We start from the raw sequence: 12,667 nt of genomic DNA, 5'->3' as shown, positions 1-12,667 counted from the left end.
CGCCCCCCCCGCACACCCCACACTGTCCCCATGTCTCTGCGGGATCTGCTGGAGTTGCGCATCGAAGGTCACACCCTCCCCGGGCGTCGCTGTGCGCCCGGGCCCGGTTTTCCGGGGGCGGACGGGGTCGAGGTCGCGGTGCAGCGCCGGGACCGGCCCGCCGAGTTGCTCGGAGCGTGGCCCGGTGACGCCCCGTCGGCGGTGTGGACGGTGCCCTGCTCGGTCACGGCGGACGGGGCGCTGCGCGGTCCGTATGTGCAGAACCGCCTGGGCGGGCGTTTCGTCTACCTCTCCTGGACCGGTCGGCCGCCGGACACGGAGGAACCCTGCGTGTTCCGCCGCGCCAAGCTGATGCTGGACGGCGTACCGGCCGAGGTTTTCGCGGCGGCGCGGCAGCGGGGTGTGCTGGTGGGGCGGCTCGCCCTCAGCGACGGTGAGGGGCTGCCGCTGTGCGGGCGGGTGGTGCCTCCGGCGATCGGGTGGCGGGCGGACGGACCGCCGGAGGCGTGACGTCGGGGGCGCGGCGCCGGGGGCCTGGCGCCCGGCCGCCCCCCCCGACGCCGGGCGGCGGCCCGCGCTACACCCCCACATCCCTGCGCTGTACGTCCTCCAGGGACTCCCGCCGTACCAGCAGCCGGGCCGCGCCGTCGCGGACCGCGATCACCGGGGGGCGCCCCACGAGGTTGTACCCGGAGGCCATCGACAGCTGGTACGCCCCGGCGACGGGGACGGCCAGCAGGTCGCCGGGGTGGAGGTCGGCGGGGAGCGGGACGTCGGCGGCGAGGATGTCGCCCGCCTCGCAGTGCCGTCCGACGACCGTGGTGGGCCGTACGGCGGCCTCGGGGCGGCGCCCGACGAGCCGGGGCGCGTACCGCACGCCGTACAGCGCCGGGCGCGGGTTGTCGCTCATCCCGCCGTCGACGGCGACGAAGGTCCGGCCGCCGGTCTCCTTGACGGCGAGGACCCGGTAGAGCGCGACGCCCGCGGGCCCGGAGACGGCCCGGCCCGGTTCGATGAGCAGGCGGGGCACGGTCAGTCCGGCGACCGCGCAGCTCTCGACGAGTTCGGCGCGCAGCCGCCGGGCCAGCGTCGTCAGGTCGAGTGCCGGGTCGCCGGGGCGGTAGGCGATGCCGTGGCCGCCGCCCATGTCCAGCTCCGGCAGGACCACACCGTGCGCGTCGCGGACCCGGGCCATCAGACCGACGACACGGCGCAGCGCCGCGAGGTAGGGCCGGACGGAGGTGATCTGGGAGCCGATGTGGCAGTGCAGGCCGACCAGTTGGAGCTGCGGCTGGCCGAGGATGCGGGCGACGGCGTGCTGTGCGGAGCCGTCGGTGAGGGAGAGGCCGAACTTCTGGCCGTCGGTGCCGGTGCGGATCTTCTCGTGGCCCCCGGCGGAGATGCCGGGGACGACCCGCACCATCACCTTCTGGTGGCCCTTGGGGCCGACGAGGGCGGCGAGGCGGGCGATCTCGGAGGGGCTGTCGATGACGATCCGGCCGACGCCGAGCCGGAGCGCGCTGTCGAGGTCGCGGGGGGATTTGGCGTTGCCGTGCAGCACGATGCGGCGGGGGTCGAACCCGGCGGCGACGGCGAGTTCCAGCTCTCCGGCCGAGCAGACGTCCAGGCCGAGCCCTTCCTCGTCGATCCAGCGGACCAGGGCGCGGCAGAGGAACGCCTTGGCGGCGTAGTGGACGTCGGCGTCGGGGAACGCGTCGCGGTAGGTGCGGCAGCGGGCCCGGACCTCCGCCTCGTCGAGGACGTAGACGGGGGTCTCGAAGCGGCGGGCCGCCTCGGTGAGGGGGACGCCGCCGACGGCGAGGTCGCCGTCGGGCAGGCGGGTGGTGGTGGACGGCCAGACGGACAGGTCGTCGGCGTCGGCGGGGAGGGAGGGGAGGACCGCGGTGGTCATGGCGGCGCCTCTCAGACGGTCCGGGCGGCGCGCCGGGCGGGCTGCGGCGGGACGTTCGCGCGGGCGGGCGGGGTGGCGCGGGGGGCGGTGAACGTCGGGTCGACGGTCAGCCGCGGGGCGCCGGACGGGGCGGCGAGGGCGCGGAGCGCGGGCTCGGAGAGCCGGATCCAGGGCTGGGCGGCGCCGAGGGTGGCGGCGAGCCGGGCGGGGTGGGTGAAGCCGACGGCGGTCCGGGCGCCGAGCGGGGTGCGGAACAGGCGGAGTGCGGGCCCGGTGGCTCCCGGCCGGACGGGTACGCAGAGCAGTCCGGCCGGGGACGGTTCGTGCGGCTCGGCGTCGTCTTCGTACGAGTGCAGGCACATGCGTCGGTCCTCCGAGGTGTCGGGTGGCCCCGGGCGCGGGGAGGCCGCCGGGGGCGCACCGAACGTATCCCCGGGCAGGGCGGCCAACGGGCCCGTCCTGACGCGTCCTTGACGGCGGGTGGCCCGGCTCTTGCGGATCGCTGACGGGGCGGCGGCCGTCCGTGGCCGGGCGCGCTCCGTATGAGCGGCTGTTGCTGTTCGCCCGGTACGGTGTGCCCACGTCAAGTGCAGTGAACGATCAGGAAGTGTGGTGCAAGGTGCTCGGGGATATCGGGATCGGGCTGACAATCGTGCTCGCCGTGCTGGCGCTCGTGGTCTTCTTCATCCCGACGTATGTCGCGTTCCATCGCGAGGTGGAGAACCGCTGGCTGGTGCTGGCGATCAACGTGTTCTTCGGGGGCACGCTCGTGGGCTGGGTGATCGCTCTCATCCTGGCGACCCGGAAGCCGGCCGTTCAGCAGGGGGCGGCGGCCTGACGAGGTGGGCGGGGCGCCGGTTCCCGGTCCGGGGCGCGGGGCGTGACGGCTCCGTCCCGGGGCGCCCGGTCCGCCGCCCGCCCGTGGGCGCCCGGTCCGGCCGGTGGTGCCGGGCGGGCGGAATCATGACGGAGTCCTGACAGAAAGACCCGGCGGAAGAACTGTGGCGGAGGAACCCTCCCGGAGGATTCGCGGAACGCGGAAGGGGCCCTGGGAACTCAGGGGAATTCGGGCGGACGCGAGTCCTGACTGACTCGGGAGTCAGGAAATCCTCCGCCGTCGGGCCGCTTGCCGCAGATCCGTTTCCGCGCCCGTTTCCCTTGGCGTTTCCGTCCGGTACATGCCCGGTTTGTACGCTGTTTGTCGCGGCTTCGGCGGGGGAATCGGAAATCCGGTTGCGCATGGCGGGAAACCCGAGAAAAGCAGAAAAGCAGGAGCCCCACTCTCCGCCGAAGTGGCGGGGCGGGGCTCCTTGGGTACTGCTCTTGAGAACTCCTACCAATGGCCGTTACCGGCCGACCCAGGTGCTCAGACCGGGGTGACGTTCTCCGCCTGCGGGCCCTTCGGGCCCTGCGTGACGTCGAAGTTCACCTGCTGGTTCTCCTCCAGGGAGCGGAAGCCAGAGGCGTTGATCGCGGAGTAGTGGACGAAGACATCCGGGCCGCCGCCGTCCTGGGCGATGAAGCCGAAGCCCTTTTCAGCGTTGAACCACTTGACGGTTCCGGTAGCCATAAGCCCTCCTTGGGCCAAAGGGTTGCCCTGCTCCAGAACCTGAAACAAGTCTGAAAACGACGAAAGCCTGCGGGTTACATGCTCCGCAGGCTCTGTACTGCAAGGGAAACCAAACTGCAACTTGCGCTGAGCGTAGCATGGTGCGCTCGTGCGGTGGAAGAGCCAAAGATCACGTTTACCCGAAGGGGTCAGGAGCGCCCATCCGGCGCCCGGGGAGCCATATGCGCCCCCGCCGTGCCGGTTCCCGACCCACGGGTCTAGCCTCCGCATGTGGACAATTCAACCTTTGGAGACGCCCCCGCCGAAGCCGCTGCCGAGGCCCGTCGCAGCCGCCCGCGGGTGGGCCACATCCAGTTCCTGAACTGCCTGCCCCTTTATTGGGGGCTCGCCCGTACGGGCACGCTGCTGGATCTGGAGCTGACGAAGGACACCCCGGAGAAGCTCAGCGAGCAGCTGGTCCGCGGGGAGCTGGACATCGCCCCGGTCACCCTCGTGGAGTTCCTGCGCGCCGCCGACGACCTCGTGGCCTTCCCGGACCTGGCGGTCGGCTGCGACGGCCCGGTGATGTCCTGCGTGATCGTCTCGCAGAAGCCGCTGGACCAGTTGGACGGCGCCCGGGTGGCCCTCGGGTCGACGTCGCGTACCTCGGTGCGGCTGGCACAGCTGCTCCTCGCCGAGCGGATCGGCGTCAAGCCGGACTACTTCACCTGCCCGCCGGACCTGGGCCTGATGATGCAGGAGGCGGACGCCGCCGTCCTGATCGGGGACGCCGCGCTCCGCGCCAACCTCCACGACGGTCCCCGGCTCGGCCTCCAGGTCCACGACCTGGGGCAGATGTGGAAGGAGTGGACGGGCCTGCCGTTCGTCTTCGCCGTCTGGGCCACCCGCCGCGACTACCTGGCGCGCGAGCCGGAGGTCGTGGAGAAGGTCCACGAGGCGTTCCTCGCCTCCCGGGACGTGTCGCTGGAGGAGGTCACCAAGGTCGCCGAGCAGGCCGCCCGCTGGGAGTCCTTCGACGAGTCGGTCCTGGAGAAGTACTTCACGACGCTGGACTTCCGCTTCGGCCCCGACCAGCTGCGCGGCGTCACGGAGTTCGCCCGCCGGGTCGGGCCGACCACCGGGTTCCCCGCCGATGTGTCGGTGGACCTCCTGGGCCGCTGACCGCCCGGGCCACCGGCGCGCACCGCACCGCCGCGCGCCCCTGACGTCGGCGCCGCGCGCCCCGGACGTCCGCCGCCCGGTCCGCCTCCCGCCGTCCGCCCGGCGGGAGGCCCCCGGGCCGCCCCGGACCCCTGGCGTAGGCTGGGCCGGTCCGTCAATACCCCTCCGAAAGGGACGCTCCGGTGACCGAGAACGCCGACCTCCAGTCCGTACTCGACCGCGCCGCCGAGGGCGGCCGCATCACGCCGGAGGAGGCGCTCGACCTCTACCGTTCCGCGCCGCTGCACGCCCTCGGGCGCGCCGCCGACGCCGTACGCCGCCGCCGCTACGCGGGCACCGAGCACATCGCGACGTACATCATCGAGCGGAACATCAACTACACCAACGTCTGCGTGACGGCCTGCAAGTTCTGCGCGTTCTACGCGGCGCCGAAGGACACGAAGAAGGGCTGGACCCGCGACCTCGACGACATCCTGCGCCGCTGCGCGGAGACCGTCGAGCTGGGCGGCACCCAGATCATGTTCCAGGGCGGCCACCACCCGGACTACGGCGTCGAGTACTACGAGAAGCACTTCTCGGCGATCAAGGAGGCGTTCCCGCAGCTGGTCATCCACTCCCTGGGCGCCTCCGAGATCGAGCACATGGCCCGCATCTCCAAGGTGTCGGTCGACGAGGCGATCCGCCGGATCCACGCCGCCGGTCTCGACTCGTTCGCCGGTGCCGGTGCCGAGCTGCTGCCGGAGCGGCCCCGTAAGGCCATCGCGCCGCTGAAGGAGTCCGGCGAGCGCTGGCTGGAGATCATGGAGATCGCCCACAACCTGGGTGTGGAGTCCACCTCCACCATGCTGATGGGCACCGGCGAGACCAACGCCGAGCGGATCGAGCACCTGCGGATGATCCGGGACGTCCAGGACCGTACGGGCGGCTTCCGCGCCTTCATCCCGTACACCTACCAGCCGGAGAACAACCACCTGAAGGGCCGGACGCAGGCGACGCTCTTCGAGTACCTGCGGATGATCGCCATCGCGCGGATCTTCCTCGACAACGTCGCCCACATCCAGGGCTCCTGGCTGACCACCGGCAAGGAGATCGGTCAGCTGTCGCTCCACTACGGCGCCGACGACCTCGGTTCGATCATGCTGGAGGAGAACGTCGTCTCCTCCGCCGGTGCCAAGCACCGCTCCAACCGCCAGGAGATCATCGACCTGATCCGCAAGGCGGGCCGCGTCCCCGCGCAGCGCGCCACCACGTACGAGCACCTCGCCGTCCACGACGACCCGGCGAACGACCCGGTCGACGAGCGCGTCGCCTCGCACATCTCGTCCACCGCGATCGAGGGCGGCACCGCCCACCCCGAGCTGAAGCTCGTCGAGGCCAACTGAGCCCGCGGTGCTGACGCTTCACGTCGCCGAGTCCTCCCCGCAGGCCGCGGTCCTGGTCGACGGCGCGTCCGTCGCCGCCGTCGGCCCGTACGAGGAGCTGGCCGCCGCCCGTCCCGCCGCGCGGGTGCGGCGGTGGCCCGGCATCCTCACCCCGGGGCTGCTCAACCCGTACGGGCCCGAGCTGCTCGAAGGCGCCTATCACCCGGACCCGCGCGAGGCCGACCGGTTCGGCACCGCGCCGATCTTCGGGGAGCGCGCGCAGGAGATCTTCCGGGCCGATCCGGCGCGGCGCGGTGCCAGTGCCCGGCGCGGCATCCAGCGGCTGCTGGCGCACGGCACGGTCGCCGTCGCCGGGGAGCTGCGCCACCGGGCCGTCGTGGACGCGGTGCGGCGGGCCCGGCTCGCGGTCGGGCAGCGTCCGGAGAACCTGCCGGGCCCGGCGTCCTTCTCGCCGTCCCCGCTGGTCCTGCTGCCGCGGCTGACGGTGGGCGGGCCCGCCCGGTTCGCGGTGTTCGACGTCCCGGACCGGGCCGCCCTGGTCCGGCTCGGCGCCGCCACCTGCGTCGCCACGGTGATCGACGGCCGTCTGGTGCACCGCCGCCGCTGACCGCCGCGGTGCCCCTTCCGTCCCGGTGCGTGCCCGGTGCCGGGGGCGGTCGGGCGACGGTGGACAATGGCCGGGTGACCCGAGCATCCCTGGACAAGCAGCCGCACGAAGTCGCCGCGATGTTCGACGACGTGGCGGCGCGCTACGACCTCACCAACGACGTGCTCTCCCTGGGGCAGGCCCGGCTGTGGCGCAAGGAGGTGGACCGGGCGGTCGCCGCGCGGCCCGCCGAGCGCATCCTCGACCTCGCCGCCGGGACGGGGACGTCCTCGCTGCCCTTCGCCCGCACCGGCGCCCATGTCGTGCCGTGCGACTTCTCCGTCGGCATGCTCCGCGAGGGCAAGAAGCGCCACCCGTGGCTGCCGTTCACCGCCGGTGACGGCACGAAGCTGCCCTTCGCGGACGAGGTGTTCGACGCCGTCACCATCTCCTTCGGCCTGCGCAACATCCAGGACACCGACGCCGCCCTCGCCGAGCTGTACCGCGTCACCAAGCCCGGCGGCCGCGTGGTGATCTGCGAGTTCAGCGAGCCGACGTGGGGCCCGTTCCGCACCGTCTACACCGAGTACCTGATGCGCGCGCTGCCGCCGGTCGCCCGCGCGGTCAGCAGCAACCCGGACGCGTACGTCTACCTCGCCGAGTCGATCCGCAGCTGGCCCAACCAGCCCGCGCTCGCCGCCCGCCTCCAGGGCGTCGGCTGGTCGAAGGTGGCCTGGCGCAACCTCACCGGCGGCATCGTCGCCCTGCACCGCGGCGTCCGCCCCACGCACTGACACGGACCGGCCGGGGCGGTCACCACACCCGCCCCGGCCGCGGTTCACCCCCGCCTCACGGCGCCAGCCGGTAGCAGTACGCCGTGACCCCCGGCTTCTCGTACGTCTCCGCCCGCCGCATGCCGAGCCGTTCGGCGACCGCGATCGACCGGGCGTTCCGGGAGTTGATCATCGCGACGACCTCGGGGACGCCGGACGCCCGGACGTCGTCCAGCGCCGCGCGCGCCGCGGCCGTCGCGTACCCCTTGCCCCAGTGGTCGCGCCCCAGCCGCCAGCCGATCTCGATCTCGCCGACCGGGCCCCACGCCTCGTGCGGCCACGGCTGGGCGCCGGTGAAGCCGAGGACCGCGCCGTCCGGGTCGAGCAGGGTGTAGAGGCAGTAGCCGCGTTCGGCGTGGTGACGGCGCTGGCGGGCGGTGAGTTCGTCGTAGAAGGAGAGTTCGGCCGGGGCGCCGCCGTGGAACTCCATGACCTCGGGGTGGGCGAAGACGCGGTGCCAGTTCCAGGCGTCCTCCTCGGTGGGTACCCGCAGTTCGACGGCGGGGGGCGCGCCGTCCGTGCTCGTCTTCGTCATCGGCTTCACGGCCAACCCTTCAGGATCTGATCACCAAGGCCCCCATAGACTGCCCATGCCCGGTGCCGTTCGGCACCCGGATATGCAGAAATCCAGATATCGACTTCCCTGGAGATCCCCCGTGACCGAGTCCGCGCCCGTGACCGAGTCCGCGCCCGCCGCCGAGCGGCGCTCAGAGCACAGCGCGGATGTGATCGTCGTCGGCGCCGGTCCCGCCGGATCCGCGACCGCCTACCACCTCGCCCAGGCCGGACTCGACGTCCTCCTCCTGGAGAAGACGGCGTTCCCCCGCGAGAAGGTCTGCGGCGACGGCCTGACGCCGCGCGCCGTCAAGCAGCTGGTCGCGATGGGTATCGACATCTCCGAGGAGGCGGGCTGGCTGCGGAACAAGGGCCTGCGCATCATCGGCGGCGGCTCCCGCCTCCAGCTCGACTGGCCCGACCTCGCCTCCTTCCCCGACTACGGACTCGTCCGCAAGCGCGACGACTTCGACGAACAGCTCGCCCGCCAGGCGCAGAAGGCCGGTGCCCGGCTGTACGAGCGCTGCAACGTCGGCGCCCCGATCGTCCACGAACTCACCGGCCGCATCACCGGTGTGCACGCGAAGCTCGGCGAGGAGAAGACGCCGGTCACCTTCCACGCGCCGCTGGTGGTCGCCGCGGACGGCAACTCCACCCGCCTCTCCGTCGCGATGGGCCTGCACCGCCGCGAGGACCGCCCGATGGGCGTCGCGGTCCGTACGTACTTCACCTCGCCGCGCCACGACGACGACTACCTGGAGTCCTGGCTGGAGCTGTGGGACCGCCGCGGCGAGCAGGACCGGCTGCTGCCCGGCTACGGCTGGATCTTCGGCATGGGCGACGGCACCAGCAACGTCGGCCTCGGCATCCTCAACTCCTCGTCCGCCTTCAAGGAGCTGGACTGGCGCGAGATCCTCAAGGCGTGGTGCGCCTCCATGCCCGAGGAGTGGGGCTACACCCCCGAGAACATGACGACGACGATCCGCGGCGCGGCCCTGCCGATGGCCTTCAACCGCCAGCCGCACTACACCCGCGGCCTGCTGCTGGTCGGCGACGCGGGCGGGCTCGTCAACCCGTTCAACGGCGAGGGCATCGCCTACGCGATGGAGTCCGGCGCGCTGGCCGCCGAGGTCATCGTGCAGGCCCACGCCCGCGCCACCTACCTCCAGCGGGAACGCGCCCTGGAGCGCTACCCGAAGGTCCTCAAGGAGACCTACGGCGGCTACTACTCCATGGGCCGCGCGTTCGTGAAGCTCATCGGCAACCCGAAGGTCATGCAGATCGCCACCCAGCGCGGCCTGACCCACCCGCTGCTGATGCGCTTCACCCTCAAGATGCTCGCCAACCTCACCGACCCGGCGGGCGGCGACGCGATGGACCGCATCATCAACGGGCTGAGCAAGGTCGCCCCGAAGGCGTGAACCGCCGGGTGCCGGACGGTGCCCGCGTCACCTCACCGGGTACGCCTGACCCCGAGAACGTCCTCTTCCGAGCAGGTCACGCATGGTCCGCACGGGCCGGGGGGAGGACGGAGGGGATTCATTCGCCCGTGGAGTGTGAGGTCATGAGTTGGACGCGATGATCAGGGATGCCGAGGGAGCGCGCGACGAGCTGCGGGCCGCGCTGCTGGGGGTCGGTGTCGTCCTGCCCACCCTGCGGCTCGACGCCGCGTCGGTCGCCGGGGAGGACCCCCGGCCGCTGGTGGAGCTGGGACGCTGCTCCCCGGAGGTGGCACGGCAGCTCGCCGCCGCCCTCCGCCGCTGCGCGCTGCACAGCACGTACGAGCGGAACCGGCAGGGCGCGGGCAGCGCCCCGTGACCGCGGCGGAGCGACCGGTGGCGGGCCGCGCCGGGGCACCGGGAGCCGTCCGGTGAGCCCGGGCGCCGCCCCCGGCGGCGCGCCGTGAGATCGGCCGCGGCGCCCGGGGACGGTCCGTCAGGGGCGCGCCGTCCCGCCGCCGGGGCGTCCGGCGGCGCCCCGCTCCCGGCGGCGGGCCAGCAGATATCCGCCGGCCGCGGTCGCCGCGAGGACCGCGCCGCCCGCCGCCAGCAGGGTGGCGGCGCTCCGGTCCCCGGCGGTGATCCGCGCCAGCTCCGCGAAGCGCACCTCGGTCGTCGGACGGTGCTCCGCCGCACCGCCGCCACCGGCGGCCACCGGCCCGTGCGGGGCGCCGGGGCGTGAGGCGCCGGGGCGTGCCGCGTCCGGGCTCCCGGAGGCCGGGCCGTTCGGGCCCGGCCTCTTCGCGTGCTGCCCCTCGGGGCGCGGGAGTTCACGGCCCGGGCCACCGGGCGCCGGGGCGTTCCCGGCGGGCGGACCGGACGGGGTGGTGTGCGGCGCGGTGGACGGCGCACCGGACGGGGCGCGCGCCGGGGTGTGGTCCGCGACGGTGGTCCGTACGGTGACGCTCCAGGGCGCGCTGTCCGGGCAGACGCCCTCGATCGCCCACGCCGCCCGGGCGTCGGCCCGCGCGGCGGCGGCCTCGTCGATCGGCCCGAGGCCCAGCGGCACCCGGGGAGCGGTCTGCGCCGCGCCCCGGTAGGTGCCGGTGTTCCCCTGGCGCTCCAGGGTGACGGTGCCGTCCCGCAGCACCCGCCCCTCGCCGCTGATGTTCCGCGGCATCCGCTCCTCGTCACGGACCGCGCAGGTCACCGCCACGGTGACGGACCGGCCGCGGCGTACGGTCGCCGGGCTGACGGAGGCGGACGGCCCGTCGGCGGAGGCGACCGCCCGGGATATGGCGGCGTCGGCGGCTATGGTCCGCGCGGGCGTGGCCGCGGCCGCCGGGCCGGTGAGGGCGACGGCGGCCGCGCCGAGCGCGGAGGCGGCCAGGGTGCGCGCGGCGCGGGACATGCGGTCCTCCTGGGACGGCTCGGGAAGCGCCCGGTCGGGCGCCCGGGCCCCGCACACCGCCGGTGCGCCGGGCCCGCTTCCGTAGCCATGTCAGCCGAGCCCCGGCCGGGGCGCACGTGGAGCGGTGCGGGGGAGGGGCGCCCGTGGGCCGAACGGGCGGTGTGCCCGGGCAACGTCCCCCGGGTGCGCCGCCCGTTGCCGTCCGCCGGGCGGCGCACGGCGCACGGTCGCGGCGGACCGCCGTCCGCACACGCCGAAGGGCCGCCCCTCCCGAGCGGTGGGAGGAGCGGCCCCGAGGGACGCGTTACGGAGCGGTCGGCCCGTCAGGAAGGGTGACGGCGGTCCACCGGCGGGAGTGGGTGCCGGTGGGCGTCACGGACGGGGCGTGCTCCGCGGGAGGTGCCGGTCTCAGAGGACGCGGACGGCACCGGTGGGCTGGTCGTAGCTGAGCGGGCGCTCGACCACGCCGGTGCTGGAGTTCTGGGCGCCGATGAAGTTGCCGTTCCCGACGTAGACCCCCACGTGGTAGGCGCTGCCCGCGCTGCCCCAGTAGAGGATGTCGCCGACCTGGAGGTTGCCCAGACCGACCTGGGTACCGGCGGTCGACTGCGACTGCGAGACGCGCGGCAGCTCGATGCCGATCTGGCGGAACGCGGCCTGGGTGAGGCCGGAGCAGTCGTACGCGGAGGGGCCGGTGGCGCCCATGACGTACGCCTTGCCGACCTGGGCGCGGAGGAAGGAGAGCAGCGTGGCGGTGGAGCCGGTGGCACCGGTGGAGGGGGTGGAGTCGCCGGAGCCGGTGGAGCCGGAGTCCGAGGAGTCACCACCCGTCAGGCTGGTGCGGTCGGCGGAGCGGGAGGCGCGGGTTTCGAGGACCTCGGCGGCCTTCTTCTTGGCCTCCGCCGCCTTCTTCTTCGCCTCGGCGGCCTTCTTCTCGGCCTCGGCCTTGTCCTTCTTCGCGGCCTTGGCGGCGTTCGACACCGCCCGGTCCTGCGCGGCCTGACGCTCGTACACCTCGGCGACCTGCTGGGTCGCGTCGGCGCTCTCGGCGAGGTCGACGGTGAGCGCCGTCGTGATGGTCGGCAGTTCCTGGGTCTCGGCCACCGGCTTGTCGGCGGCGTTGGCCGGAACGGTCGCGCCGGTCACCGCGAGGGTGAGGAAGCCACCGGTCACGCCCGCACGCAGGGCCCGCGAGGACGCGGAACGGCGGGGCTTCCGGTGGCTGGGTATGAGTGCGTTCGGGGACATGGCACCACGGCTATCAAGAGTCACAGGTTGCTGCCAACAAAGGTGGCCTGCGCCACACTTGACGCGTCCATGGTGAACAAAGCGGACTTATTGCCGTGTGTGATCTCGCTCGAACGGTGTCCGAAAATCGCGATCATGCACCTACGCACGGCTTTTACGGCCGCTGCGGGTGCGCCGGAGGGCCTATCACCTCTACGGGCGCCACGCCAAGGCTTCCCGGCGGTCAAGGAGTTATGGCGCGAAACCGCGTGGGATAGCTCACTCGTGAGTGCCCGTTATGTTCCCGTGATCCGACCGCGCCCCGGCGCTCGTGAAGGCGTGCACGTACGGCCGATCACGAGCGGATCACGGGACGGTCACGCCACCGGCCGTGCGGCTTATAGCAGTTGACCGTGTCCAGCACCAATTTGCTTGTGCGGCCACTGTCTTGATAGTGACGCAGTCGCTTTGACCAGCGGTAACCCATATGAATGTCACCTCTCGTGATCACTCGCGCGCTTCACGTGCGTAGATCACCGCTCATCCGACTTCATGATCCTTCGTCAGGTGGTGGAGATCACAAAGGCGTTG

14 protein-coding genes are annotated in these 12,667 nt (G+C 73.1%); 8 read left to right on the top strand and 6 right to left on the bottom strand.

The window, feature by feature from the left end:
* The first annotated feature begins 30 nt into the window (after nt 1-30).
* Entirely contained in the window at nt 31-510 is a 480-nt protein-coding gene (locus IF23_RS0114480) for a DUF5990 family protein (protein WP_037678180.1), read from the top strand.
* A 67-nt stretch (nt 511-577) separates the two neighbouring features.
* Here the strand turns inward: IF23_RS0114480 and lysA are convergent, their stop codons facing one another.
* Both lysA and IF23_RS0114470 read right to left on the bottom strand, forming a co-directional pair.
* On the bottom strand, nt 578-1,912 hold the full coding sequence (gene lysA / locus IF23_RS0114475) for a diaminopimelate decarboxylase (RefSeq protein WP_030283592.1): 1,335 nt from the start codon (nt 1,910-1,912) through the stop codon (nt 578-580).
* An 11-nt stretch (nt 1,913-1,923) separates the two neighbouring features.
* Nucleotides 1,924-2,274: an SAV_915 family protein gene (locus tag IF23_RS0114470; RefSeq protein WP_030283589.1), complete on the bottom strand. Its 351-nt coding sequence runs from the start codon at nt 2,272-2,274 to the stop codon at nt 1,924-1,926.
* A 230-nt stretch (nt 2,275-2,504) separates the two neighbouring features.
* Here IF23_RS0114470 and IF23_RS0114465 point away from each other — a divergent pair, with 230 nt between their 5' ends.
* Nucleotides 2,505-2,750: a superinfection immunity protein gene (locus IF23_RS0114465; protein ID WP_245654979.1), complete on the top strand. Its 246-nt coding sequence runs from the start codon at nt 2,505-2,507 to the stop codon at nt 2,748-2,750.
* 528 nt (nt 2,751-3,278) lie between these two features.
* Here IF23_RS0114465 and IF23_RS0114460 read toward each other — a convergent pair.
* Nucleotides 3,279-3,482, bottom strand: a complete 204-nt coding sequence (locus IF23_RS0114460) for a cold-shock protein (RefSeq protein ID WP_003984261.1) — start codon at nt 3,480-3,482, stop codon at nt 3,279-3,281.
* Nucleotides 3,483-3,752: 270 nt separating this feature from the next.
* Between IF23_RS0114460 and IF23_RS0114455 the strand changes: the two genes are divergently transcribed.
* The 4 genes from IF23_RS0114455 to IF23_RS0114440 all read left to right on the top strand — a co-directional run bounded on the left by IF23_RS0114455 (nt 3,753) and on the right by IF23_RS0114440 (nt 7,405).
* On the top strand, nt 3,753-4,643 hold the full coding sequence (locus IF23_RS0114455) for a menaquinone biosynthetic enzyme MqnA/MqnD family protein (protein ID WP_078653972.1): 891 nt from the start codon (nt 3,753-3,755) through the stop codon (nt 4,641-4,643).
* A 182-nt stretch (nt 4,644-4,825) separates the two neighbouring features.
* Nucleotides 4,826-6,025, top strand: a complete 1,200-nt coding sequence (gene mqnC / locus IF23_RS0114450) for a cyclic dehypoxanthinyl futalosine synthase (protein ID WP_030283583.1) — start codon at nt 4,826-4,828, stop codon at nt 6,023-6,025.
* 7 nt (nt 6,026-6,032) lie between these two features.
* Nucleotides 6,033-6,632, top strand: coding sequence for a hypothetical protein (locus IF23_RS0114445; protein ID WP_030283581.1), 600 nt, complete (start codon nt 6,033-6,035; stop codon nt 6,630-6,632).
* A gap of 74 nt (nt 6,633-6,706) precedes the next feature.
* Entirely contained in the window at nt 6,707-7,405 is a 699-nt protein-coding gene (locus IF23_RS0114440; RefSeq protein WP_030283578.1) for a demethylmenaquinone methyltransferase, read from the top strand.
* A gap of 55 nt (nt 7,406-7,460) precedes the next feature.
* Here IF23_RS0114440 and IF23_RS0114435 read toward each other — a convergent pair whose 3' ends face one another.
* The gene (locus IF23_RS0114435; RefSeq protein WP_030283576.1) at nt 7,461-7,979 is read right to left on the bottom strand and encodes a GNAT family N-acetyltransferase; all 519 of its coding nucleotides are present in this window, start codon (nt 7,977-7,979) and stop codon (nt 7,461-7,463) included.
* Between the two features lie 121 nt (nt 7,980-8,100).
* Here IF23_RS0114435 and IF23_RS0114430 point away from each other — a divergent pair, with 121 nt between their 5' ends.
* Both IF23_RS0114430 and IF23_RS0114425 read left to right on the top strand, forming a co-directional pair.
* Entirely contained in the window at nt 8,101-9,420 is a 1,320-nt protein-coding gene (locus IF23_RS0114430; protein ID WP_051739566.1) for a geranylgeranyl reductase family protein, read from the top strand.
* A 157-nt stretch (nt 9,421-9,577) separates the two neighbouring features.
* Nucleotides 9,578-9,817: a hypothetical protein gene (locus tag IF23_RS0114425; protein ID WP_051739565.1), complete on the top strand. Its 240-nt coding sequence runs from the start codon at nt 9,578-9,580 to the stop codon at nt 9,815-9,817.
* A 117-nt stretch (nt 9,818-9,934) separates the two neighbouring features.
* Here the strand turns inward: IF23_RS0114425 and IF23_RS0114420 are convergent, their stop codons facing one another.
* Both IF23_RS0114420 and IF23_RS0114415 read right to left on the bottom strand, forming a co-directional pair.
* Complete coding sequence (locus tag IF23_RS0114420; RefSeq protein WP_030283570.1) at nt 9,935-10,849, bottom strand: hypothetical protein; 915 nt, start codon at nt 10,847-10,849, stop codon at nt 9,935-9,937.
* A gap of 408 nt (nt 10,850-11,257) precedes the next feature.
* A complete protein-coding gene (locus tag IF23_RS0114415; RefSeq protein ID WP_030283569.1) occupies nt 11,258-12,097 on the bottom strand; it encodes a C40 family peptidase in 840 nt (279 codons plus the stop codon).
* Between the last annotated feature and the right edge of the window lie 570 nt (nt 12,098-12,667).

This window comes from Streptomyces catenulae (assembly GCF_000718015.1).
Taxonomy (GTDB): domain Bacteria; phylum Actinomycetota; class Actinomycetes; order Streptomycetales; family Streptomycetaceae; genus Streptomyces; species Streptomyces catenulae.
The sequence above is the reverse complement of the archived record's forward strand: the minus strand, read 5'-3'. Positions and strand labels throughout refer to the sequence as shown.